This window comes from Tenacibaculum sp. 1B UA (genome assembly GCF_033978845.1).
Taxonomy (GTDB): Bacteria; Bacteroidota; Bacteroidia; order Flavobacteriales; family Flavobacteriaceae; genus Polaribacter.
Window position 1 is genome coordinate 185,067 of the sequence record NZ_JAKVUA010000003.1, and the last position, 23,364, is coordinate 208,430.

General features: G+C 32.2%; 24 protein-coding genes, 2 tRNA genes and 1 riboswitch. Of the genes, 16 read left to right on the forward strand and 10 right to left on the reverse strand.

Translation table 11 applies throughout. The annotated features are described in order from the left end of the window. Positions 1-7 precede the first annotated feature (7 nt). Positions 8-1,600 (reverse strand): phosphoenolpyruvate carboxykinase (ATP), encoded by a 1,593-nt coding sequence (gene pckA, locus MK851_RS04975; RefSeq protein WP_303509777.1) that lies wholly within the window; start codon positions 1,598-1,600, stop codon positions 8-10. A gap of 86 nt (positions 1,601-1,686) precedes the next feature. Beyond that, on the reverse strand, positions 1,687-2,067 hold the full coding sequence (locus tag MK851_RS04980) for a DUF423 domain-containing protein (RefSeq protein WP_320241972.1): 381 nt from the start codon (positions 2,065-2,067) through the stop codon (positions 1,687-1,689). Positions 2,068-2,147: 80 nt separating this feature from the next. On the opposite strand from MK851_RS04980, the gene MK851_RS04985 reads away from it, so the two are divergent. The 7 genes from MK851_RS04985 (at position 2,148) to MK851_RS05015 (ending at position 9,625) form a co-directional block, all read left to right on the forward strand. Next, a complete protein-coding gene (locus MK851_RS04985; protein ID WP_320241974.1) occupies positions 2,148-3,518 on the forward strand; it encodes a saccharopine dehydrogenase family protein in 1,371 nt (456 codons plus the stop codon). Positions 3,519-3,631: 113 nt separating this feature from the next. Further along, positions 3,632-3,826, forward strand: coding sequence for a hypothetical protein (locus tag MK851_RS04990; RefSeq protein ID WP_320241975.1), 195 nt, complete (start codon positions 3,632-3,634; stop codon positions 3,824-3,826). A gap of 117 nt (positions 3,827-3,943) precedes the next feature. Continuing rightward, the gene (locus tag MK851_RS04995; protein WP_320241977.1) at positions 3,944-4,201 is read left to right on the forward strand and encodes a hypothetical protein; all 258 of its coding nucleotides are present in this window, start codon (positions 3,944-3,946) and stop codon (positions 4,199-4,201) included. An 82-nt stretch (positions 4,202-4,283) separates the two neighbouring features. Then, positions 4,284-5,558, forward strand: a complete 1,275-nt coding sequence (locus MK851_RS05000) for an NAD(P)/FAD-dependent oxidoreductase (protein ID WP_320241979.1) — start codon at positions 4,284-4,286, stop codon at positions 5,556-5,558. 8 nt (positions 5,559-5,566) lie between these two features. Beyond that, on the forward strand, positions 5,567-6,313 hold the full coding sequence (locus tag MK851_RS05005) for a DJ-1/PfpI family protein (protein ID WP_320241981.1): 747 nt from the start codon (positions 5,567-5,569) through the stop codon (positions 6,311-6,313). Positions 6,314-6,422: 109 nt separating this feature from the next. Further along, positions 6,423-6,609, forward strand: a riboswitch (cobalamin riboswitch). A 187-nt stretch (positions 6,610-6,796) separates the two neighbouring features. Further along, positions 6,797-9,121: a 5-methyltetrahydropteroyltriglutamate--homocysteine S-methyltransferase gene (gene metE / locus MK851_RS05010; RefSeq protein ID WP_320241983.1), complete on the forward strand. Its 2,325-nt coding sequence runs from the start codon at positions 6,797-6,799 to the stop codon at positions 9,119-9,121. 75 nt (positions 9,122-9,196) lie between these two features. Then, the gene (locus MK851_RS05015; protein WP_320241986.1) at positions 9,197-9,625 is read left to right on the forward strand and encodes an acyl-CoA thioesterase; all 429 of its coding nucleotides are present in this window, start codon (positions 9,197-9,199) and stop codon (positions 9,623-9,625) included. A gap of 40 nt (positions 9,626-9,665) precedes the next feature. Here MK851_RS05015 and MK851_RS05020 read toward each other — a convergent pair whose 3' ends face one another. The 4 genes from MK851_RS05020 to MK851_RS05035 all read right to left on the reverse strand — a co-directional run bounded on the left by MK851_RS05020 (position 9,666) and on the right by MK851_RS05035 (position 12,174). Then, complete coding sequence (locus MK851_RS05020; RefSeq protein ID WP_320241988.1) at positions 9,666-10,385, reverse strand: tRNA1(Val) (adenine(37)-N6)-methyltransferase; 720 nt, start codon at positions 10,383-10,385, stop codon at positions 9,666-9,668. Positions 10,386-10,572: 187 nt separating this feature from the next. After that, a complete protein-coding gene (mnmD, locus tag MK851_RS05025) occupies positions 10,573-11,235 on the reverse strand; it encodes a tRNA (5-methylaminomethyl-2-thiouridine)(34)-methyltransferase MnmD (RefSeq protein WP_320242016.1) in 663 nt (220 codons plus the stop codon). Positions 11,236-11,242: 7 nt separating this feature from the next. Then, entirely contained in the window at positions 11,243-11,662 is a 420-nt protein-coding gene (locus tag MK851_RS05030; RefSeq protein WP_320241990.1) for a hypothetical protein, read from the reverse strand. Beyond that, the gene (locus MK851_RS05035; RefSeq protein WP_320241992.1) at positions 11,662-12,174 is read right to left on the reverse strand and encodes a DUF4920 domain-containing protein; all 513 of its coding nucleotides are present in this window, start codon (positions 12,172-12,174) and stop codon (positions 11,662-11,664) included. The genes MK851_RS05030 and MK851_RS05035 overlap by 1 nt, the downstream gene beginning before the upstream one ends. Positions 12,175-12,295: 121 nt before the next feature. On the opposite strand from MK851_RS05035, the gene MK851_RS05040 reads away from it, so the two are divergent. Next, a complete protein-coding gene (locus tag MK851_RS05040; RefSeq protein ID WP_303509746.1) occupies positions 12,296-13,345 on the forward strand; it encodes a branched-chain amino acid aminotransferase in 1,050 nt (349 codons plus the stop codon). A 66-nt stretch (positions 13,346-13,411) separates the two neighbouring features. Further along, the gene (locus MK851_RS05045; protein ID WP_320241995.1) at positions 13,412-14,320 is read left to right on the forward strand and encodes a TlpA disulfide reductase family protein; all 909 of its coding nucleotides are present in this window, start codon (positions 13,412-13,414) and stop codon (positions 14,318-14,320) included. Positions 14,321-14,360: 40 nt separating this feature from the next. Here MK851_RS05045 and MK851_RS05050 read toward each other — a convergent pair whose 3' ends face one another. Then, positions 14,361-14,747 (reverse strand): nucleoside triphosphate pyrophosphohydrolase family protein, encoded by a 387-nt coding sequence (locus tag MK851_RS05050; protein WP_303509740.1) that lies wholly within the window; start codon positions 14,745-14,747, stop codon positions 14,361-14,363. A gap of 128 nt (positions 14,748-14,875) precedes the next feature. Between MK851_RS05050 and MK851_RS05055 the strand changes: the two genes are divergently transcribed. Beyond that, on the forward strand, positions 14,876-15,088 hold the full coding sequence (locus MK851_RS05055) for a hypothetical protein (protein WP_303509737.1): 213 nt from the start codon (positions 14,876-14,878) through the stop codon (positions 15,086-15,088). A gap of 92 nt (positions 15,089-15,180) precedes the next feature. Here the strand turns inward: MK851_RS05055 and MK851_RS05060 are convergent, their stop codons facing one another. Together MK851_RS05060 and MK851_RS05065 are read right to left on the reverse strand one after the other, a co-directional pair. Then, positions 15,181-17,214, reverse strand: a complete 2,034-nt coding sequence (locus tag MK851_RS05060) for a dipeptidyl-peptidase 3 family protein (protein ID WP_320241998.1) — start codon at positions 17,212-17,214, stop codon at positions 15,181-15,183. A gap of 47 nt (positions 17,215-17,261) precedes the next feature. Next, complete coding sequence (locus MK851_RS05065) at positions 17,262-17,822, reverse strand: DNA-3-methyladenine glycosylase I (protein ID WP_303509732.1); 561 nt, start codon at positions 17,820-17,822, stop codon at positions 17,262-17,264. A 99-nt stretch (positions 17,823-17,921) separates the two neighbouring features. Here MK851_RS05065 and MK851_RS05070 point away from each other — a divergent pair, with 99 nt between their 5' ends. After that, positions 17,922-18,353: a DUF6146 family protein gene (locus tag MK851_RS05070; RefSeq protein ID WP_303509729.1), complete on the forward strand. Its 432-nt coding sequence runs from the start codon at positions 17,922-17,924 to the stop codon at positions 18,351-18,353. Between the two features lie 66 nt (positions 18,354-18,419). Continuing rightward, positions 18,420-20,165 carry a signal peptide peptidase SppA gene (gene sppA / locus MK851_RS05075; RefSeq protein ID WP_320242001.1) on the forward strand — a complete coding sequence of 582 codons (1,746 nt, stop codon included), beginning with the start codon at positions 18,420-18,422 and terminating at the stop codon, positions 20,163-20,165. Positions 20,166-20,228: 63 nt separating this feature from the next. Here the strand turns inward: sppA and metK are convergent, their stop codons facing one another. Next, complete coding sequence (metK, locus tag MK851_RS05080) at positions 20,229-21,482, reverse strand: methionine adenosyltransferase (protein WP_320242004.1); 1,254 nt, start codon at positions 21,480-21,482, stop codon at positions 20,229-20,231. A gap of 319 nt (positions 21,483-21,801) precedes the next feature. On the opposite strand from metK, the gene trxA reads away from it, so the two are divergent. From trxA to MK851_RS05100, 4 genes are all read left to right on the forward strand, one after another. Next, positions 21,802-22,119 carry a thioredoxin gene (gene trxA, locus MK851_RS05085; RefSeq protein WP_115902344.1) on the forward strand — a complete coding sequence of 106 codons (318 nt, stop codon included), beginning with the start codon at positions 21,802-21,804 and terminating at the stop codon, positions 22,117-22,119. A gap of 78 nt (positions 22,120-22,197) precedes the next feature. Continuing rightward, a complete protein-coding gene (locus MK851_RS05090; RefSeq protein ID WP_320242008.1) occupies positions 22,198-23,118 on the forward strand; it encodes a DUF58 domain-containing protein in 921 nt (306 codons plus the stop codon). A gap of 55 nt (positions 23,119-23,173) precedes the next feature. After that, positions 23,174-23,247: transfer RNA gene (locus MK851_RS05095), tRNA-Asp, on the forward strand. A 42-nt stretch (positions 23,248-23,289) separates the two neighbouring features. Further along, positions 23,290-23,363 (forward strand) — tRNA-Asp (locus MK851_RS05100). Position 23,364 lies beyond the last annotated feature (1 nt).

The window sequence follows — 23,364 nt, forward strand, 5'->3', positions numbered from 1 at the left end:
ATAAAGGTTACGCTATTGGTCCTCCTTTAATAATTTCCTCGCTTGCCATTTCTTCAAACTGAGCAAAGTTCTTTCTAAATGAATTTGCTAATTCCATAGCTTTTGCATCATAAGCATCTTTATCTGCCCATGTTTGCTTTGGATTTAACACTTCATCAGGAACATTTTCACAAGTAGTTGGCATTGATAATCCAAAAATTGGGTGTTGTACAAATTCAACGTTTTCTAAATTACCTTGTAAAGCCTCAGTAATCATAGCGCGAGTGTACTTTAATTTCATTCTGCTACCAGTACCGTAAGCACCTCCTGTCCATCCGGTGTTAATTAACCAAACGTTTACTCCTGCTTCTTGCATTTTCTTGCTTAACATTTCAGCGTAACGTGTTGGGTGTAATGGCATGAATGGAGCTCCAAAACAAGCTGAAAAACTTGGTAATGGCTCATTAATTCCAGCCTCAGTACCTGCTACTTTTGCTGTGTACCCAGAAATAAAGTGATATGCAGCTTGACCTGGTGTTAATTTAGATATTGGAGGCAATACTCCAAAAGCATCTGCTGTTAAGAAGAAGATATTCTTTGGATTTGCACCTTTAGATGGTGTTTGAATATTTTCAATGTGATAAATAGGATAACTTACACGTGTATTTTGTGTAATTGATGTATCAGCAAAATCTACATTTCCTTTGTCATCCATTACGATATTTTCAAGAATCGCCCCTCTTTTAATCGCTCCGTAAATTTCTGGTTCTTTCTCTTGAGATAAGTCGATTACTTTTGCATAACATCCACCTTCAAAATTAAAAATTGTGTTTTCAGCAGTCCAACCATGCTCATCATCACCAATTAAACTACGATTTGGATCGGTAGATAAAGTAGTTTTACCTGTACCAGATAACCCAAAGAAAATAGCAGTATCTCCATCTTTACCAACGTTTGCTGAGCAGTGCATTGGTAAGGTGTTTTTAAATACTGGTAAAATAAAGTTTAACGCAGAGAAAATTCCTTTTTTAATTTCTCCTGTATACCCTGTACCGCCAATTAATGCTATTTTTCTAGTAAAGTTTAAGATAGCAAAGTTATGTTGACGTGTTCCGTCTATTGCTGGATCAGCCATAAAATTTGGAGCATTTACTACTGTCCATTCTGGCGAAAAAGTCTTTAACTCCTCTGTTGTAGGACGTAAAAACATGTTGTGTGCAAACATGTTAGTCCAAGGGTGTTCGTTTACTACTCTAATATTTAACTTATAATCTTCGTCTGCACATGCATAACTATCACGCACAAACACTTCTTTATTTGATAAATAATTAGTTACCTTATCGTATAACTTGTCAAATTTTTCTGAATCGAAGGGAATGTTAATATCTCCCCACCAAACTTGGTCTTTAGTTATATCGTCTTTAACGATAAAACGATCCATTGGAGAACGACCTGTGAACTCACCTGTTTTAACGGCTAATGCTCCAAAACTGGTTTCTACTCCTTGTTCTTTTTCAATAGTGATGTCGTGTAACTCGTCTGAAGTTAATTGATAACGAACCGTAGCGTCTTTTATGCCTAAGTTATCTAACGATATCGTTTTCGTATCAAGATTTGTCATCTTAAAAGATTTTAGTTGTGTTTAATTTTGGACAAAAATAGTTCTTTTTGATTAAAAAGGTGAATCATATAAAGATTTTATCAACTTTAACCTTTAATAACTTTTTTGAAAAAGCTATATATTAATAGACTCCAGCCCACGATTAATAATAATCCTCCTAAAGGTGTTACAAACCAAATTCCTTTTGCAGGAACATTCGCTAGATAAATTAGATAAATTGATCCTGAAAACAATAAAATCCCAGCTATTAAAAAATAACTAATCCTGTTCTTTTCTTTATTTGTAAACTCAGTAAACATGTTTACAAAAAGTAATAATAACACATGAAAAAACTGATAGCGCACTGCTGTTTGAAAGCTCTCTATAGCTTCTGATGTTAGTTTTGCTTTTAAGGCATGTGCTCCAAAAGCTCCTAAAACAACAGCAATTACTCCTAAAACCGCTGCTATTGTTAAATTTTTATACATTATAACTGTTTTTGTTTAAATTTAAACTTTTTTAGCGATATTGTCGCCTCTAAACTTATTGATAACAAAAATACATTATAATGAGAAATATATTGATAATTGGTGCTGGTAGATCAAGCTCTTCACTTATAAAATATTTATTGGATAAATCTTCACAAGAAAACCTACATATAACTATTGGTGATGTTTCACTAGATAGTGCTCAATCTAAAGTTAACAATCATTCAAATGCTACCGCCATTCAGTTAGATGTTTTTAATGCTGAAGAACGCTCAAACGCAATTCAAAAAGCAGATATCGTTATTTCAATGTTACCTGCTCATTTTCATATTGAAGTAGCTAAAGACTGTATTACTTATGGGAAACACATGGTTACTGCCTCATATATTTCTGATGAAATGAAAGCTCTAGATGAAGAAGCTAAAACTAAAGGATTAGTGTTTATGAATGAAATCGGTCTAGATCCAGGAATTGACCACATGAGTGCTATGCAAGTTATTGATCGTATTAAAGAACAGGGCGGAAAAATGCTATTATTTGAATCTTTTTGCGGTGGATTAGTTGCTCCTGAAAGTGATACTAATTTATGGAACTATAAGTTTACTTGGAACCCAAGAAATGTTGTATTGGCAGGTCAAGGTGGTGCTTCAATGTTTATTCAAGAAGGAACCTATAAGTATATTCCATATCAAAAATTATTTAGAAGAACTGAATTTTTAACTATTAATGGCAGTGGAAGATTTGAAGCGTATGCAAACCGTGATTCTTTAAAGTATAGAAGTATTTATGGTTTAGAAGATATTAAAACCATGTATCGTGGAACTATTCGTAAAGTTGGTTTTTCTCGTGCTTGGAATGTTTTTGTCCAGTTAGGAATGACTGATGATACATACACTATCGAAGATTCTGAAAACATGAGCTATCGTGATTTTACAAATCTTTTCTTAGCCTATTCTCCTTCAGATTCTGTTGAATTAAAATTCCGTTCGTATGCAAAAATTGATCAAGATGATTTAATGTGGGATAAATTTGTAGAGTTAGACATCTTCAATCCGAACAAAAAAGTAGGGTTGAAAAACGCAACTCCTGCTGAAATTTTACAAAAAATATTGATGGATTCTTGGACCCTTGAAGCTGAGGATAAAGATATGATTGTAATGCATCATATTTTTGGATACCAATACAAAGAAGATAAATACCAGATTGAAAGTAGTATGGTGATTAAAGGTGATGATCAAACTTATACTGCCATGGCAAAAACAGTTGGTTTACCTGTAGCTATGGCTACGGTACGCATCTTAAACGGTGATATTACCACTCCTGGTGTACAATTACCTATCAATAAAGAAGTGTACGAACCAATTTTAAAAGAGCTAGAAGATTACGGAATTAATTTTGCTGAAAAAGAAGTGCCTTATTTAGGATATAATCCTGAGAGTATAAAAGGATAAATCTTCTAAAACGAACACAAAAGGCATCAATTTATTTGATGCCTTTTTCTTTTAAAAACTAAAGAGAGTCTTTATAAAGTTAGTATTTTTACCCTTAAATACTACACTAGGATATGGCTGAAAGCATTTTAAAAAATCATATTAAAAGTTACACAAATCTTTCAGAAGAAGAATTAACTGAAGTACTTTCATTTTTTGACTGTCAGTCCTTCAAGAAAAAAGAAATATTATTACCTGCTGGCAAAAAATGTAGTAGACTGTTTTTTGTTGCTAAAGGTTGCTTACATTTATATTTTATTGATAGTTAAGGCTACAAAAAAACTACACAGTTTGCTTTAGAAAATTGGTGGTTAACTGACTTTTTAGCTTTTCAAAACCAAAAACACGCTAACTTTACCATAGAAACAGTTGAAAACTCTGAAATTTTGTCAATCTCCTTTTCAAAATATAACGAGTTATTAAATAAGTTTCCCTTATTAGAAAAATATTTTAGAAGTATATATGAAACCGCATACGGAGCTGCTTTAATGCGTTTAAAATATATTAACAGTTACTCTAAAGAAGATATCTTTTTTAGATTTAGAAAAGACTTCCCTGATTTTGTACAACGAGTTCCTCAATTTTTGCTAGCTAGTTTTTTAGGGCTAACTCCTGAATACTTAAGTGAAATTAAAAGAAAATAACTTTTCTTAAGCCAGTTTATTTTTTACTAAAACCTACTTAACTACCTTTGTACTTATATTAATTTAAGGGCATAATAGCATTATGAAAAATATGAAAAAACTTGTCGTAGTTGGCGGCGGGTTTGCTGGATTAGAATTTATAAAAGGATTAGGAAATTCAGAAAATTATCAGATTATTTTAGTAGATAGTAACAACTACAATTTCTTCCCTCCTTTAATCTACCAAGTATCCACAGGTTTTATGGAACCTTCTGCAATTAGTTATCCATTCAGAAAAATTTTAAGAAAATTTAAAAACGCTCGTTTTCGACTGGGTACTCTTGAAAAAATTGTTCCAGAAGAAAATAAAATAGTCGTAAGTAATGGAGAAATAGCATACGACATCCTAGTAATGGCAACTGGTACAGAGAGTAACTTTTTTGGAAACAAAAACATTGAAAAGTACAGTTTACCTATGAAAACCATTAGTGATGCGCTGTCTCTTAGAAATGTTATTTTAACTCGATTTGACCGAGCTACAAGAATTCACAACCCAGAAGAAAGAAAAAAGTGTTTAACTTTTGTTATTGCTGGCGCAGGTCCTACAGGTGTTGAACTTTCAGGGATTTTATCCGAGATTAAAACTTCAATTATCATAAAAGACTACCCTGAACTAGACGAAAATGATTTTGGAGAAATTCACCTTATTGATGGTCAAAGCTCTGTATTAGCTCCAATGTCCAAAAGAGCACAAGAATATACCTCTAAGAAATTAAGTGAACTTGGGGTAACTTTGACAATGGACACCATGGTTAATGATTTTGATGGTGAAACTGTGTATTTATCAAACGGAGAAAAAATACATACTAAAAACCTTATATGGGCAGCTGGTGTGTCTGCTAAAACATTTGATGGTTTTTCAAAGGAGAGTTTTGGTGCTGGTAGAAGGTTAAAAACAAATCAGTTCAACCTAGTACATTCATATGATAACATTTATGCTTTAGGGGACTGTGCTTTGATTTTAGGAGACAAAAACTATCCTAAAGGACATCCTCAATTAGCACAACCTGCATTACAACAAGCTAGAAACTTAGCTAAAAATCTTTCTAGAAAAAATAGTAACTGGAAGACTTTTCAATACAATGATAAAGGTTCATTAGCTATTATTGGACGAAATAAGGCTGTACTTGATTTCCCTGGGCAAAAACAATCTTTAAAAGGTTTTGTTGCTTGGTTAATTTGGATTTTTGTACACATTATGGGACTTGTAAACTTCAAAAACAAAGTAAGAACACTCTATAACTGGTTAGGCTATTACATATATAAAGACCAATACTTTAGAATGATTATTAAACCTACTCAAAGAGATACTAAATAAAAACACACATGAAAAACCTAAGTATTGTAGTAATTTTAATTTTTGCAATTATTACTGTTAGTTGTAATTCAGAAAAATCAAAAACCAACAAAAAAACTGATCAAGTTGTATCTCCATCTGATACTCTAACTAAACATTTAAAACCATTTAATCCTGATTTACCAACTATTGGGCTTTTAATGTTTAACGGAGTTTTACAAGGAGAAGTTATAGCAACATCAGATGTATTTGGAAAAGTAGACAAAGAGGGCAAACAACTTTTTAATGTAGTAGCGATAGCTGAAATAGCTAAACCTATTACTACCGAAGAAGGAATGCATTTTGTTCCAGACTACACTTTTGATAATTGCCCCAAACTAACAGCTTTATTTGTTCCAAGTGCTTACGATATGTATACGCAGGTGCATAATGATAAAATTGTAGATTTTATAAAAACAAAAAATCAAGAGACCCAATACACTGTTAGTAATTGTGCTGGTGCTAACTTAATTGGTAAATCTGGTATAGCTGATGGCCATAAAATTGTAACATGGATTGGTGGTGGTAAACAACTACAAAAAGATTACCCTAATTTAAAAGTTCAAAACGACAGCTTGGTAACTTTTGTTAAAGATGGTAAGTTTTTATCTTCAAACGGAAATTTAGCTAGTTATATCTCAGCGTTAGAACTTCTCGAAATTATGACAAGTACCGAACATAGAAAATTTGTTGAAAGCTATCTATACTTAGATCAACTTAAAAACTGGGAAAAATAACAAAATTTAAAATCTTGTTAAAGCTCAAGAAGCATCAGTATACTGATGCTTTTTTTATTACCAGTTCTAAAAAAATAATACATACATTTACCCCGATAAGTTCTTTACATACTTCATCAACCGAAAAGGTTTTACTTAGCTGTAGATTAATAGGGAATCGTGTGCAAATCACGAACTGTCGCGCAACTGTAAGTAACACACCAAAAGTTTTTATCCTAGTATATCCACTGCAAAAGCGGGAAGGATGATAAAAACTGTTATAAGTCAGGAGACCTGCCTATTCGGATATTGACAATGCTTTCGCGATTTGAAGCCTTTGGGTCATACCGATGATATATTTTTAACGCACACTTTCGCTTATGAAATGCTGTGCTTTTTTGGTATGTCATTATTTTTTCCTCAAACATCACATCGTTTTTTAGCATTGCGAAGCATCTAAAAGAACTTTTAAAATTAATGTTTAATTATAAAAGTTAAAAAGAAATGCAAACGCACATTCTTGGCTATCCGCGTATTGGTAGCAACAGAGAACTCAAAAAAGCCTGCGAGCAATATTGGTCGGGCAAAACAAGTTCACAGGAACTTCTTGAAACAGGAAGAAACATCTGTCAACAAAACTGGAAAACACAACAAGAAGCAGGTATAGACCTTATTCCTTGTAATGATTTTTCTTATTACGATCAAGTGTTAGATATGACACTCAGCGTTGGTGCTATCCCTAAACGTTACAACGAAGTAGCTTTAAAAGCTTCAAACTCTGAACTAGATCTCTATTTCGCCATGGCAAGAGGGTATCAAAAAGATGAACTTGATATTACTGCTATGGAAATGACTAAGTGGTTTGACACTAACTACCATTATATCGTTCCAGAGTTTTATAAAGACCAAGAGTTTAAACTATTTTCTAACAAAATTATTAATGAATTTGTTGGTGCTAAACAATTAAGGATTAATGCTAAACCTGTAATTATTGGTTTAGTTAGCTACCTTCTTTTAGGTAAAGAAAAAGAAGAGGGGTTTAATAAGTTAGATTTAGCCTCAAAACTACTTCCTGTGTATATGGAAATTCTTCAAGAGCTTCAAGCACAAGGTGCAAAATATATTCAATTTGATGAGCCTTTTTTAGCGTTAGACCTAAACGAAAAAGCTAAAGAAACCTATCAATTTATCTATAATGAAATTAGAAGGAAGTTTCCTATTTTAAAATTTATAGTTACCACTTACTTTGAAGGTTTAAAAGACAATCTTTCATTAGCTAACACACTTCCTATCGATACATTACATATCGACTTAGTTCGTTGTGAATACCAATTAGACGATGTATTAAGCACTCTTTCTGAAGACAAGTCTCTATCGTTAGGTATTGTAGATGGAAGAAACATTTGGAAAAACGACTTTGAAAAATCGTTACAACTTATTCAAAAAGCAACCGATAGATTAGGCTCTGACAGAATCTTTATTGCTTCCTCATGTTCTTTATTACATTCTCCTTGCGATTTAGAACTAGAAACATCTTTAGATAATGATATTAAACAATGGCTTGCTTTCGCTAAGCAAAAACTTACAGAAGTAAATTTGTTAAAACAGTTATCTGAAGATACTACTGATAAAGCTATTTTGAATGCTTTTGAAGAAAACAAAAAAGCTATCGCAAGTAGAAAATCTTCAGCTTTGATTCATCATAACGACGTAAAACAACGTATTGATGCTATTACTGAAACTGATTCTCGAAGAAAAAATAGCTTTTCTGTTCGTAAAGAAGCGCAAGAAAAAGTATTGAATTTACCATTATTCCCTACTACAACCATTGGTTCATTTCCCCAAACTAAAGAAGTAAGAAGCTGGAGAGCACAATTTAAAAAAGGTACTTTAAATAGTGAGGAATATAAATATTTACTAAAGAAAGAAACTCAAAAAACCATTCAATGGCAAGAAAAAATAGGTCTTGATGTTTTGGTTCATGGTGAGTATGAGCGAAACGACATGGTAGAGTATTTTGGTGAACAACTTGCAGGAGTTACATTTACTAAAAAAGGCTGGGTTCAAAGTTATGGTAGCCGCTGTGTGAAGCCTCCTATTATTTACGGTGATGTTTACCGCCCCCATCCAATGACTGTTTATTGGTCACAGTACGCACAATCTTTAACTAATAATTGGGTTAAAGGAATGTTAACAGGACCTGTTACCATTTTACAATGGTCTTTTGTACGCGATGACCAGCCTCGTTCAACTACCTGTAAACAAATTGCATTAGCTATTCGAGATGAAGTTGCTGATCTTGAAAAAGCAGGCATCCGAATTATTCAAATTGATGAACCAGCTATAAGAGAAGGACTTCCTCTACGAAAATCAGGTTGGAATGATTATCTAAAATGGGCTGTTGAAGCTTTTAAAATTTCATCATGCGGTGTAGATGATGCTACACAAATACATACACACATGTGCTATTCAGAGTTTAATGACATTATTCAAAACATTGCTGATATGGATGCTGATGTTATTACGATTGAATGCTCTCGTTCTCAAATGGAACTATTAAATGCTTTTGCTGATTTTAAATATCCAAATGAAATTGGCCCTGGAGTATATGACATTCATTCACCTAGAGTTCCTTCTATTCAAGAAATGCTTGAACTCTTACACAAAGCTCAAAAAGTTATTCCAGCCGCCCAGCTTTGGGTAAATCCTGATTGTGGTCTTAAAACCAGACATTGGGATGAAACAGAAAAAGCTTTACTTGCTATGGTTTCGGCTGCAAAAGAAGCTTCATTAAGGTACAATACTAATACACTGGAAACTATTACCTAACAGCTGACTAATTATAAAGTGCCCAAAAACACAAAACTTTTTGGGCACTAATTATCATATAAACTCCCACTAAAAATGACCACAGAAGAAAAAATAATACAATCGGAAACACGTATTTTTAAAGCCGTATTTCCAAACACAACAAATCATTATGATACACTGTTCGGAGGAACTGCCATGCAATTAATGGATGAAGTTGCTTTTATTACTGCGACACGGTTTTGTAGACAAAAAGTTGTAACTGTAAGTAGTGATAAAATTGATTTTAAAAAACCAATTCCTGCTGGAACTATTATTGAATTAGCAGGAAAAGTTAGCTATATAGGTAACAAAAGTTTGAAAGTTACCGTTAAAATTTTCACTGAACAGATGTACTCACATCATAGAGAAAAAGCAATTGAAGGTGAATTTACCTTTGTTGCCATTGATGAGAATAAAAACCCAATAGAAGTTATAAAAACTGACATTCAAAAACTCCATTCTTCACAACAAGAACTGAGTTGACATTAAATGACGTTTTTGAAAAAGGTATCCACATAAAAAATTACATCTTCAAATAAAAATCTTTTGTAAGATTTTTATAGGCATCAGTATACTGGTGCCTTCTTGTTTCTATAATTAATTCTTCTTCTTGAACTGTAGCTTTAGTAAACGAAAACTCTAACAAACTACGTTTTATTTCTGATGTTGGATTTCCTCTTACTCTACAAACCTTGTTTAGGTATAAGTTATGTTTTTTAGCTAGCTTGATAAAATCCGCTTCTTCTTTAAACGGTATAATGGTTGAGAACCTTCCGTTTTCGGACAATATTTCACTTACTCCCTGTATTAACTCTTCAAAAGACAATGAGCTTGTAAATCGTGCTTTATTTCTTGCTATATCTTCCGTTTCATAGTCATCAGTATAAAATGGCGGGTTTGAAACAATTATATCGTATTCTTCTTCTTCCTCTGCCATTTCTTCTACAAACTCTACAAAAGAAGCATTGTAACAAAAAAGTCTATCTCCCCAAGCTGATTGCTCAAAATTTTCAACCGTTTGTTCATAAGCACCTTCATCAACTTCTACTGCATCAATAGTCATCGCATCACTTCGTTGTGCTAACATCAATGAAATAACCCCTGTGCCTGAACCAACATCTAACATTGTATCAGGGTATCCTCCTAAATCACACCACGCACCTAGCAATACCGCATCGGTACCTATTTTCATTGCAGTTTTATCTTGGTGTACTGTAAACTCTTTGAATTGAAATGGCTTCATTTATAAAAATCTTCCAATAATTTTTTCTGCATTGAAAAACAAATACAATACAATGATTAATAAGATTACTAGAAATAACCCTTTTTTAGGATTTCCTTTTTTTCGATTACCAAAACGTCTTTTAAACTCCATTTATTTGTTTCTATTTACTAAACTAATTGCATTAGGCTTTTAATTATGTTAAATGTTACTCACCACTTACTTTTGTTGCTCGCAACATCTCTCTTTTCCCTGGAGGTCCAGGTAAGCGTTCTACATCAAAACCTACCGCCTGCATTGCTCGTCGTACACTTCCTTTTGCTGAGTAAGTTACTAAGACACCTTCTGGTTTTAGCGCAGCAAACATAATTTTAAAAATATCTTCTGTCCACAAATCGGGTTGTACTCTAGCTCCAAAAGCATCAAAATAAATCAAATCAAAGCTATTTTCATCAGTAATTTCAGCAAAAAATTGCTTGCGTTTAGTTAATGAAAAATTGGAAGTTATTTTGTGTTTTTCTTCCCAAGAAACTTCGTGAATTTTCTCAAAAAAATCTCTTTTATCATCAGCATCCAACTCCTCAACATAATTTAATTTTACCACCTCTCCTTTAGCTACAGGATATGCTTCTACTCCAACATAATCAATCTGCTTTTCAGCTTCCAGTAATGTAATAAAACAATTGAGTCCTGTACCAAAACCTATTTCTAAAATAGAAACACTTTTAGTATCTATATACTTTAATCCGTTTCTAATAAATACATGATAGGCTTCTTGTATTGCTCCGTGTTTAGAGTGATATTGTTCATTCCACTCTGGCAAATGAATGGTTGTGGAACCATCTGACGTTATGATAATTTCTCGTTTTATAACTAAACTATTTAATCAGTAATTTTTTAATTCTTGGTATTGGTCCAGTGCAAGTTGTTTTATGACAGGCAATACAACTATTTACAGCTTGATTAAAATTCTGTTTTATAGAATCTTTTGAACCCGAATATACTTGCTGCATATTTTGAATATACAGTTTTGAAAAAGCTTCAAAACTTGTATTTCTATCTGCTGGATCGGTTAAAACCGCAGAATGAATATTCAGATAGGTTTCAGGAAAGTTACCTATTGATTCACCTTCTAAAATTTTATTCTTAATTGTCATGTTCCCTTCATACATAGCATTCATTAAGGCTGCCATTTCTGAAGATTGATACATTATAAGCTCCTCTTTTGGTTCTTTCTTTTCTTGTTTACAAGAAAAAAACACCAAGGACATCAATAAAACAATAATTAATTGTTTCATTATTTTTTCATTAACACTCCACCTGCTTCAAAAGCGTAGGTGTATTTTGGTTCTGTAATTTTTGCTATTTCTTCTTCTGATTTTCCTGCATCTTTAGCATAATGCTGTAATTCATCTACAGAAACTTCAGTAACAAAAGCTTTCCCGTTTACTACTACTTCTTTGTTATCTGCGTTTAAAGGCATAAAAAAACCATAATCTTTAAAACGTACCATTGATTCTTGTTCTTCACCTAAATCTAACTTCATCCAACACCCTTTTTTCTTACATACTTCATTTATTGTTGAAGTAAATTTTATGTTTAGAGTATCCCCTTTTTTTAAGTTTTTGAATTTTGTTCGCATTTCTTCAGCAGAAATAGCATTGCTATCTGTAATCTCATTTCCAAACGACGCATAGGCTATCTTTTGTTCTTTAATATCATTCACAGCAGAAGTTGCATCTTTCTTTTCAGTTTTACAAGCACTAAACATTACACTTAAAACCGTAGCAAAAACCAGTAGTCTTTTCATTTTCAAAAAATTAAAATTAACATTTCAACAAATATACTCATATTTCTTCAAGCTAGTAGCTAACCTCAAAATATACCACTAGATTTCGTATCTTCGTAGCACTTCTAAAATTAATCACATAATGAATATTGATATTGAGCTTATACAAGAGTCTAAAATAAATACGGTAGATTTTAACAACTTAGCGTTCGGTCGCACTTTTACTGACCATATGCTAGTTTGTGACTTTGCTAATGGAGAATGGAAAACGCCTAAAATTTTACCTTATGGACCTTTAACTTTTGAGCCTTCTGCTAGGGTTTTTCATTACGGACAAGCTGTTTTTGAAGGAATGAAGGCTTATAAAGATGAAAATGATGATGTGTTTTTATTTCGTCCTGATGAGAATTTTCATAGAATTAATAAATCCGGGGCTCGTTTAGCAATGCCACCAGTTCCAGAAAACGTATTTTTTGAAGGGTTAAAAAAACTTCTTAAATTGGATAATGCATGGATTAAAAAAGGAATAGGAAACTCGTTATATATTCGTCCGTTCATTATTGCTTCTGAAGGAGCTATTGCTGCTTCTCCTGCCGAAGAATATAAGTTTATAATTATTTGTTCTCCTGCACAATCATATTATGCTGGTGAAGTTAGAGTTCTTTTTGCTGAAAAATATAGTCGTTCTGCTGATGGTGGTGTTGGTTTTGCAAAAGCGGCTGGTAACTATGCAGCTCAATTTTACCCTACTAGTTTAGCGCATAAAGAAGGGTATCAACAAATTGTTTGGACTGATGCTAATACACACGAATACTTAGAAGAAGCAGGTACAATGAATATCTTTTTTAGAGTAGGAGATAAACTTATAACTGCACCAACAAGTGACCGTATTTTAGATGGTGTTACTCGTAAATCGATTATTCAACTTGCAAAAGACTACAACATAGATATTGAAATTAAAAGAGTATCGGTTGCTGAAATTAAAGAAGCTGCAAGGCAAGGTGAACTAAAAGAAATTTTTGGTTCTGGTACTGCTGCTGTAATAAATCCTATAAAAGGGTTTAAACACCAAAATAATACTTTTGAATTACCAGAAGTAAGTGATTCTTATGCTTCCTTCTTTAAAGAAAAACTACTTAACATTCAATACAACAAACTAGAAGATAAGCACAACTGGAGGGTTAAAGTTTAATAATTTCATTAAAAAAAGCTATATTAGTAAACAGAATTAAGTTTTTTAACAAAAAATTCTAAAGAAATGAGAAATATTGTACTAGCTTTATTATCAATAGGAGTAGGTTTTGCAATTTCATTTTTTGGATTAGATATTTATTCTAATTCAATTTCAAATGAAGATAAAACCATAGCTCAAAGTAATGAAGTAATTACTCCCAAAAAGGAAGAAGAACCTCCTATTAATGAAGATAATACTTCTGAAGAAGCCTTAACTATTGAAGGTTCTTCGACAGGTTCATTTTCTGTTGACACTAAAGATATTCAAAAAAACTTTGATAATTGGGAAGCTTACACAAAGGAAAATATTGATTTAATGTCAACTTTCATTCCTATGGATGATAAGGGTGCTATCATGGAAAAAGGTATCTTTTTAACCTTACTTCGTACTGGTGCATACATTCCTATTAAGTATGAAAAAGACGGAAAAGCACAATATCAACTTACGAGTATAGATGATTCTTCGAATGAAAAAATCAAAAAATCAATTGTTAGTAAAGCTTCAATAGCACATCAATATTTTAAAATGGAAGGTAAAAAACTTCCTAATTACAACTTTGTTGATTTAAATGGTAATCCACACAATAAAGCTGACACAAAAGGAAAATTGTTAGTACTAAAGTGTTGGTTTATTACTTGTAAAGTGTGTGTTGAAGAGTTTCCTGAATTAAATGAGTTGGTGGATAAATACAAGGATGAAAAAATTGAATTTGTTAGTTTAGCTTTTGATAAAAAAGATGAATTGGTTAAATTTTTAGAGACCAAAGAGTTTAAATATCCAACTATCCCTGAACAAAAGGATTACATGGCTAAGAAACTAAAAGTTAAACAATATCCTACACATTTAATTGTAGATGCTAATGGTATTATTATTAAAATGGTTAATAATGTTAAAACATTAACATCGGAATTAGAAAGAATTATGGGTAAATAAAAGAACAAAATAAAAAAGACTCCTTAATAAGGAGTCTTTTTTATTTATCTAAGATTTCTTTAATGTTTGGTTTAAAGTAATTTGGTCCTTTCAATACTTTACCATCTTCACGGTAAATAGGCTTGCCATCTTCTCCTAACTTACTCATGTTGCTTCGTTGTATTTCATTGAATACTTCTTCTATTTTATGCTGCATACCATGTTCTATTATGGTTCCACATAAAATATATAACATATCACCTAAAGCATCTGCTACCTCAACCAAATCGTTATTTTGGGCAGCTTCTAAATATTCTTCATTTTCTTCTTTCATCAAATTAAAACGAAGTAAGTTTCGTTCTTCTCCTATATTTGCTGTAGGTTCATTTTTGACTCCTAATCCGAATGCTGAATGAAATTCGTGTACTGCTGCTATTCTTTTCTTCATTGTAATTAATCTGTTTTATATTGGTTTATGTTGCTTTCTCTGACACTTTAACTAGCATCAAAAATAATTGCTATTTTAGTTTTTTTCATTCTAAAATCATTCTTTAACTTTGCTAAAAATACAATTTTATGTTTATACTTATTGCTGCAAAAATGTTTACTACAGGCAGAATTGTTTTTGCGAGTTTATTTGTGATAGCTTTTATTCTTTTAATGTATTTTAGTTATAAGAAAGATGCTAAAAACAATAAAAAACATTATCAGAATGGAGCTTTATACGTTGCTATAGCAATAGCAGTAGTAATTGCTTTATTGTTTTTATCAAAATTATTAACAAAATAACACTTCCTTTTAAGAGTTTCTTATAAAATCAAAAAACCGATTCTAAATAGAATCGGTTTTGATTTTTTCAACTATTTTTAAAACTGGACTTCTTAGTTTTTAACTGGCAAGAAGTTATAGTTTTTAGCGTAGAACTTCATTTGCTCTTCAAACGTTTCTGGTTGCTTAATCTTGATATCAGTAATATTTCCATCAGTATCAGTTACTGGCTCTAAGACTGGATTTACAAATCCGTTATAAGGAGCTGATGTAAACTGTGCATTACGATCTAAAACTTCTTTATGAATATCTTGATCTACTTTTACTCCGTAACCTTCTACTAATGCTTTTGCCGCTTCAAAATCTCCTTCTGATTTAATTCTTTGTGTTTCTTTTAATAAACGTCCAAAAATTTCACGAAGTTTTTCATAATCATTAATGTTATAAAAAGTTTTTCCATCTCTAGTAACTTTTTCAATTACATTATCTTTCACTCCTTGTTCAAAAGCCCACGCTGAAACCCATTGACGGTTTACCATGTGATCTTCTTCAATATCGTCTCCTAAGTTAATTCTGATTAACTGCGTCATTAACCCATTTCTAATATATCCGTCATAAGCAGCTTTTCCTACTTTTTGCCAATCATCAACTAATCCTAATTCTTGTAATTTAGGATCCATTAAATAATACAACCCAACTAAATCTGCTCTACCCTCTTCCATTGTGGAAGCATAGTTCTTTAATGTCTCTTTTGGTTGACCAACTCCGTCGTTAATTACACCTGAAGCATGCCCGATTACCTCGTGTAATGCCGTGTGTAATTTATCTGCTAACTTCCCATATTTAATCTCTAAATCAATTTCTTCTTGATCGTTAGCAAACTCTTTTAAACGTCCAGTTCCTCCAGCATTGTTATAAGAACCTATAATATTTCCTAACGATACCGATTTAGAACCGTGTTGTTGACGAATCCAGTTGTTGTTTGGTAAATTCACTCCAATTGGAGTACTTGGAGATGCATCTCCAGCTTCACCTGCTACATTTACTGTTTTATATGAAACTCCTACAACATCTTTCTTTTTGTGGGTTGGGTCTAACGGAGCGTTATCTTCAAACCACTGTGCGTTGTCTGATAATACTTTCATTTTTTTAGACATATCAAAGTCTTTGATTTGTACAACCGTTTCGTATGAACCTCTGTATCCTTTAGGGTCATTATACACTTCAATAAAACCGTTAATCCAATCAATGTTACCTTCAGTAGATTCTACCCAAGCAATTGCATATTCGTCCCAAGTATGTAAATCTCCTGTTTTATAGTACTCGATTAACAACTCTAACGTTTTTGCTTGTTTTTCGTTCTCGGCTACTTCCTTAGCTTTTTCTAACCAATAAATAATTTTATCGATTGCTTGCCCGTACATCCCGCCAGATTTCCAAACTTTTTCAACTAGTTTTCCATCTTCACGAACTAACTTAGAGTTTAAACCAGCCTCAATTGGTTGCCCTTTTGGTCCTTTATCTGCTTTCGCATAAAAATCTTCTACCTCTTTGCTGGTAATATCTGCACCATAAAAGTTTACTGCTGATGCTAATACATTATCTACCCCAGCTTTTTTGTTTACTTTTTTAGCATCTTTATCATTAAAAATAACGTCTAATGCTTCCGTAGATAATTCAGTATTAGTTTCTTTTAACAACGTTTCTAAATATTCTTTAGAAAATGTAGGTTTTAACTTATCGTTAGAATAATGATGATGGATTCCATTAGAAAACCACACTCTTTTCAAATAGGTAGTGAATGCTTTAAAATCTTCACTTTCTTTGTCTCCTTTAAAATTATTATTAATGTTTTCTAAAGCAGCTCTAATTTCTAGATTATGACGGTAGTTTTGATCCCACATAATATCACGCCCAGATAAACCAGCTTGTGTTAAATAGTACACTAATTTTTTTTCTTTTAGTGTTAATTCATCAAATCCTGGAATTTGATAACGTAACACTTTTATATCGGCAAATTGCTCAACAACATACTCAAACTCTTTTGCCTTTTTTTCTACTACTTTAGGCTCTTTTTTGGCTTCTGTTCCGCATGAAGTTAATACTCCAACTGCAACAACTGCACAAAGCATTTGTTTTAATTTCATTTATATAGTTTTAAATTTATTTTTTTTGAATGCTAAAATTACGAAATTTAAACTTCACGGTATCGAAAACAGTCGGTTGTATGGTCGTTTACCATTCCTGTAGCCTGCATGTGTGCATAAATTACTGTTGAACCAACAAACTTAAATCCTCGTTTTTTTAAATCTTTTGAAATCGCATCAGAAAGCTCTGTTGTTGCTGGTACTTCTTCTCTCTTTTCAAACTTATTCACTATCGGTTTTCCATTAGTAAAGCTCCAAATATATTTTGAGAACGAACCAAATTCGTCTTGTACTTTCATAAAAGCCTGCGCGTTGGTAATTGTGGCTCTTATCTTTAATTTATTTCTTATAATTCCAGCATCCAAAAGCAATTCTTCATATTTATCTTCAGAGTATTTTGCTATTTTTTTATAGTCGAAATTATCAAACGCCTTTCTAAAGTTTTCTCTTTTCTTCAAAACTGTAATCCAACTCAAACCTGCTTGGAAAGTTTCTAATATTAAAAACTCAAACAGCTTATCGTCATCATATACAGGCACTCCCCATTCATTATCGTGATACTCAACATATAGTGGATCATCACTAACCCAAAAACATCTTTTCTTCATTTTTTAGTATTTAATGCTGAAAATTACTATTAAACAAATTAAAAATCAATGAAAAATGGAATAATTTTTGCAACTTTATAATTACAAATCACACTGATTATGAAAACCTTACAACATATTCTTTTTCTTAGTGTTATTGGAACTATGATATGGGCTTGCAGTTCCTCGCCTATAAAAAATACTTCTAACACTCCTAAAGAGGAACCTGTTGTAATTGCTAATGATAGTTTAGAGTATGAAATTATAATTATTGATCCTGGTTTTACTACTTATTTAAACAGTATAGCCAAACCAGAGGACTTTTACTCACAACAATACCTAGAAAATAAAAATTGTTTGTATGTAAATACATGGAATTATCGAGCTAGAAATCCTCTTCAATTTAATTCAAACATTTATGAAAATGTAATTGATTATAGTCCACACGTTGATTATGGTTATGAAGTAAATTATAAACTTTTTAATTATTTTGAGTTCGCCCAACGAAAATACCGCATGAACTTGGGTGTAGGAATAAATCGTTGGAACTAACAAAACCTTAGTAAAAGACGTCTCTCTAAAAACTGTATATTTGCTCAAAAAAATTAACCATACAACATGAAGTTTTTAAGAAATTTACTTGCCTCTATTCTAGGCTTTTTCATTGCTCTATTTTTGCTATTTGTATTCTTTTTTGCTATCGCTGCTATTGTAGGAGCTGAAGAAAAAATTGTTGTAAAATCAAACTCAGTTTTAGAGTTAGATTTATCAACACCCATTAAAGATTATGCTCCAAAAGAAGACAATCCTATTGCTGAAGCTTTGGAGCTAACAGATGAAAAATTGGCTTTAAACAAAATTATCAACGCTATTGAAAATGCAAAAACTGATGATAAAATAAAAGGAATAAGTATTAAAACACCTTTTATTAATGCTGGTATCGCACAAACACAAGCCATACGAAACAAAATTGAAGAGTTTAAAGAGAGTGGTAAGTTTGTATATGCTTATAATGACATTTATACTCAAAAAAATTACTACCTAAGCTCTGTTGCTGACAGTTTATTCTTAAACCCAGTAGGAGCTATTGACTTTAGAGGTTTATCTACCGAAATTTTATATTTCAAAGACTTTGAAGACAAATATGGTATTAAAATGGAGGTTATTCGTCACGGAAAATATAAAAGTGCTGTTGAACCTTTCTTGGAAAATGAAATGAGCGAAGCTAACCGCGAACAAACTACTTCATTTTTAAAGTCAATTTGGTCAGAAATTACAGATGATATTAGTAAAAGTAGAAACATTTCTATTGAAAAACTAAACCTTATTGCAGATAATTCTAACGGAAGAAATGTTACTATTGCAAAAGAAAACAATTTAATTGATGCTTCTATTTACGAAGATGAATACGAAGAAAAATTAGCTATGGGTTCTGACAAGAAACTAAATACTATTTCTATTGAAGACTACATAAACTCTGGAAAAGGAAGAATTTATTCAACAGCAAAAGATAAAATTGCTGTAATATATGCACAAGGAGACATTATATACGGAGAAGGAAATGAACAGTATATCGGACAAGGAGTTATTAATAAAGCTATTAAAAAAGCTCGTAAAGACGATAATGTAAAAGCTATTGTACTTCGCGTAAATTCACCAGGAGGTAGCGCTTTAGCTTCTGAATTAATTTGGCGTGAGTTAGAATTAACTAAAAAAGAAAAACCTTTAGTAGTTTCTATGGGTAACTTAGCTGCTTCTGGTGGTTACTACATTGCTTGTAATGCCGATAAAATTATTGCAGAACCTACAACAATAACAGGTTCAATCGGTGTTTTTGGCGCTATTCCTAACTTTAGTCAATTTACCGACAATATTGGTATTAATGCAGAGCAAGTATCTACCAACAACAGTGCTTCTTACAGTGTTTTTGAACCAATGAATAAAAAGTTTTACGATGTTACTAAAGAAGGTGTTGAACAAATTTACACCACATTTGTTAACCGTGTTTCTGCAGGACGTAACATGACTTTTGAGCAAGTAAATGAAATTGCTCAAGGTAGAGTTTGGACAGGTAAAGAAGCTATTGAAAACGGCTTAGTAGATCAATTAGGAGGATTAAATGATGCTATTAAAGTTGCCGCTGAATTAGCAGAGCTTGAAAACTACAGAGTTCGTAATTACCCTAATTATAAAACAGATTTAAAAGAAGCCTTAAAATTCTCTCCTTTTGCAAAAGCTTCAAAAGAAGAAATTTTGAAAGAAACAATGGGTGATGAAAACTATCAGTTATACAACAACATTCATAAAATGAAAAACCTAAAAGGAATTCAAGCTAGAATACCCTTTGTATTTCAAGTAAAATAAACTATTAAAACTAACTACAAAGCCTCGACAATGTCGAGGCTTTTTTACTACTAATTTTGTTTTTTACAAACCAAAATTCTCTTTTACTTTAGAAACATAATCTAATTTTTCCCAAGTAAATAGCTCAACTTCTAAGGTTTTACTTTCTCCGTTAGGTTGCGTAAATGTTTTGGAAACCACTTCGTTTGTTCTTCCCATATGCCCATAAGCAGCAGTTTCACTATATATTGGGTTACGTAATTTTAAACGGTCTTCAATAGCATGCGGACGCATATCAAAAATTTCAGAAACTTTTTGAGCTATCTCCCCATCATTTAAATTAACTTTTGATGTTCCATAAGTGTCTACAAAAATCCCCATTGGTTCCACCACTCCAATTGCATACGACACTTGTACCAATACCTCATCAGCAACTCCCGCTGCTACTAAGTTTTTAGCAATATGACGTGTTGCATACGCTGCAGAACGATCTACTTTACTAGGATCTTTTCCTGAGAAAGCTCCACCACCATGTGCTCCTTTTCCTCCATAGGTATCTACAATGATTTTACGTCCTGTTAATCCAGTATCTCCGTGAGGTCCACCAATTACAAATTTCCCTGTTGGATTAATATGATATTTAATATCATCATTAAACAATGCTTGAATTTCTGGAGTTAATTGTGCTTTAACTCTTGGGATTAAAATTTCAACAATATCTTTTCTAATTTTTGCTAACATAGTTTCATCATCAGCAAAATCATCGTGCTGTGTAGAAACAACAATTGCTTCAATACGTTGTGGTACGTTATCATCAGAATACTCAATCGTTACCTGACTTTTAGCATCTGGACGTAAATAAGTAATTTCTTTATTCTCTCTACGTATCGCTGCTAATTCCTTTAAAATTATATGTGATAAATCTAACGCTAACGGCATATAATGCTCAGTTTCGTTTGTCGCATAACCAAACATCATTCCCTGATCTCCGGCACCTTGCTCTTCTCTAGATGCTCTATCTACTCCACGGCTAATATCATCTGATTGTTCATGAATTGCAGATAATACTCCACAAGAATTACCATCAAACATGTACTCCCCTTTCGTATATCCAATTTTATTAATTACCTCACGAGCAATTTTTTGAACATCTAAGTAGGTAGAAGATTTTACCTCTCCTGCTAATACTACTTGACCAGTTGTTACCAATGTTTCACATGCTACTTTAGAATCTGAATCAAAAGCTAAAAAATTATCTATTAAAGCATCAGAAATTTGATCTGCTACTTTGTCTGGATGTCCTTCAGAAACACTTTCCGAAGTAAAAAAATATGACATAAATACTTCTTTTTTAAAATTTAACTATAAAGAAAAAACTTGGATTGCTAAGTCGCTAAAAGGAGTAGAAAATTACTGCTTTAGCATTTTTATTTTGAACTATTGTTCAATGAGGTTGCAATCAGTCAAATTTTTCCTCAAAATATATTTGGCAAAGTTATAGATTATTTTACACACTTAAAAACAAACTTGTAAGTAAATAGAAAGTATTGATATTATGATAATAAAAAGTAATTTTTGTAAAATTGTATTGGTAAAATATTTGTTTACATTTGTAGTGAATAAATAAGAAAATAACTTAGATAAAAACATAAATAAAATGGCATTAGAAATTACAGATGCTTCTTTTGAAGAAGTAGTATTAAAATCTGACAAACCAGTATTAGTAGATTTTTGGGCAGCTTGGTGTGGACCTTGTAGAATGGTATCTCCTATCGTTGATGAAATTAGTAATGAATACGATGGTAAGGCTGTAGTTGGTAAAGTAGATGTAGATGCAAATCAAGAATTTGCTGCTAAGTACGGTGTAAGAAACATTCCTACCGTATTAATTTTTAAGAACGGTGAAGTTGTTGACAAGCAAGTTGGTGCTGCTCCTAAAAAAGCATATACTGATAAAATTGATGCTACTTTATAACATATAAATAGTATTTTAATTTGATATTATAGAAAAGGTTTGGCAATTGCTAAACCTTTTTTTTATCTTCGAAATTATATGATTGATCTTAAAAACACAACTTCTGAACTTAAAAACCTAGAACTACTCGCTAAACAGGTTGTTGAAGGTTTTATAACAGGCATGCATAAAAGTCCGTTTCATGGCTTTTCAGTGGAGTTTTCTGAACATAAGCTTTATAACAAAGGTGAAAGCACGCGTCATATTGATTGGAAGTTATTTGCTAAGACCGAAAAGTTGTACACAAAAAAATATGAAGAAGAAACCAATCTTCGATGTCATTTAATTATAGACAATTCTGCTTCCATGCACTATCCTGTTAGTAAAAACCAATCAATAGACAACTTAAATAAAATTGGTTTTTCGGCATTAGCAGCAGCTTCTCTAATGGATATCTTAAAACGACAAAGAGATGCTGTAGGATTAAGTATTTATTCAGATTCTTATGAATATTATGCTCCCGAAAAAGGAAGTGAACGTCACCGTAAAATGTTGTTGAATCAATTAGAGCTATTATTGTCTTCAAAATCAAACACCTCAACAGAAACTTATCAATACTTACATGAAATAGCAGAAAAAATTCATAGAAGGTCTTTGATTTTCTTATTTACTGATATGTTTCAAACCTCAAAAAATGAAGAGGAGCTTTTTGACGCCTTACGACACTTAAAATTTAACAAACACGAAGTTGTATTATTTCATACTCACGATAAAAAAACAGAGTTCTTATTCGATTTTGACAATAGCCCAAAAAAATTCACAGATGTTGAAACTGGTGAAGAAATAAATTTATACGCTGAAAACGTACAACAAAAATATCAAGAATTAAGCAACATCTTCTTCAATAACCTAAAAAACAAATGCTTACAATACAAGATAGATTATGTTCCTGTAGATATAAATGAAGGGTATGACAAAATACTTACCTCCTACCTTATCAGTAGGCAGAATTTTTTATGAAATAACTCTTTTTTATTTAAAAAAAGGTTATATATTTGCATCCGCTTAGAGCAACGGTCTGGTAGTTCAGCTGGTTAGAATACATGCCTGTCACGCATGGGGTCGCGGGTTCGAGTCCCGTCCAGACCGCTAAAGTTTCTCTAAAACATACAACATATTGCTTCAAGCAACGGTCTGGTAGTTCAGCTGGTTAGAATACATGCCTGTCACGCATGGGGTCGCGGGTTCGAGTCCCGTCCAGACCGC

What these genes read in the sequence shown, in the direction of transcription:
- pckA (WP_303509777.1), bottom strand. Translation starts at nt 1,600, where the DNA reads ATGACAAATCTTGATACGAAAACGATATCGTTAGATAACTTAGGCATA.
- MK851_RS05065 (WP_303509732.1), bottom strand. Translation starts at nt 17,822, where the DNA reads ATGAAGAAAAGATGTTTTTGGGTTAGTGATGATCCACTATATGTTGAG.
- MK851_RS05055 (WP_303509737.1), top strand. Translation starts at nt 14,876, where the DNA reads ATGTTTATACTTATTGCTGCAAAAATGTTTACTACAGGCAGAATTGTT.
- MK851_RS05030 (WP_320241990.1), bottom strand. Translation starts at nt 11,662, where the DNA reads ATGAAACAATTAATTATTGTTTTATTGATGTCCTTGGTGTTTTTTTCT.
- MK851_RS04990 (WP_320241975.1), top strand. Translation starts at nt 3,632, where the DNA reads ATGGCTGAAAGCATTTTAAAAAATCATATTAAAAGTTACACAAATCTT.
- sppA (WP_320242001.1), top strand. Translation starts at nt 18,420, where the DNA reads ATGAAGTTTTTAAGAAATTTACTTGCCTCTATTCTAGGCTTTTTCATT.
- MK851_RS05000 (WP_320241979.1), top strand. Translation starts at nt 4,284, where the DNA reads ATGAAAAATATGAAAAAACTTGTCGTAGTTGGCGGCGGGTTTGCTGGA.
- metK (WP_320242004.1), bottom strand. Translation starts at nt 21,482, where the DNA reads ATGTCATATTTTTTTACTTCGGAAAGTGTTTCTGAAGGACATCCAGAC.
- metE (WP_320241983.1), top strand. Translation starts at nt 6,797, where the DNA reads ATGCAAACGCACATTCTTGGCTATCCGCGTATTGGTAGCAACAGAGAA.
- MK851_RS05045 (WP_320241995.1), top strand. Translation starts at nt 13,412, where the DNA reads ATGAGAAATATTGTACTAGCTTTATTATCAATAGGAGTAGGTTTTGCA.
- MK851_RS04980 (WP_320241972.1), bottom strand. Translation starts at nt 2,067, where the DNA reads ATGTATAAAAATTTAACAATAGCAGCGGTTTTAGGAGTAATTGCTGTT.
- MK851_RS05060 (WP_320241998.1), bottom strand. Translation starts at nt 17,214, where the DNA reads ATGAAATTAAAACAAATGCTTTGTGCAGTTGTTGCAGTTGGAGTATTA.
- MK851_RS05090 (WP_320242008.1), top strand. Translation starts at nt 22,198, where the DNA reads ATGATTGATCTTAAAAACACAACTTCTGAACTTAAAAACCTAGAACTA.
- MK851_RS05070 (WP_303509729.1), top strand. Translation starts at nt 17,922, where the DNA reads ATGAAAACCTTACAACATATTCTTTTTCTTAGTGTTATTGGAACTATG.
- MK851_RS05015 (WP_320241986.1), top strand. Translation starts at nt 9,197, where the DNA reads ATGACCACAGAAGAAAAAATAATACAATCGGAAACACGTATTTTTAAA.
- trxA (WP_115902344.1), top strand. Translation starts at nt 21,802, where the DNA reads ATGGCATTAGAAATTACAGATGCTTCTTTTGAAGAAGTAGTATTAAAA.
- MK851_RS04985 (WP_320241974.1), top strand. Translation starts at nt 2,148, where the DNA reads ATGAGAAATATATTGATAATTGGTGCTGGTAGATCAAGCTCTTCACTT.
- MK851_RS05005 (WP_320241981.1), top strand. Translation starts at nt 5,567, where the DNA reads ATGAAAAACCTAAGTATTGTAGTAATTTTAATTTTTGCAATTATTACT.
- MK851_RS05020 (WP_320241988.1), bottom strand. Translation starts at nt 10,385, where the DNA reads ATGAAGCCATTTCAATTCAAAGAGTTTACAGTACACCAAGATAAAACT.
- MK851_RS05050 (WP_303509740.1), bottom strand. Translation starts at nt 14,747, where the DNA reads ATGAAGAAAAGAATAGCAGCAGTACACGAATTTCATTCAGCATTCGGA.
- MK851_RS05035 (WP_320241992.1), bottom strand. Translation starts at nt 12,174, where the DNA reads ATGAAAAGACTACTGGTTTTTGCTACGGTTTTAAGTGTAATGTTTAGT.
- MK851_RS05040 (WP_303509746.1), top strand. Translation starts at nt 12,296, where the DNA reads ATGAATATTGATATTGAGCTTATACAAGAGTCTAAAATAAATACGGTA.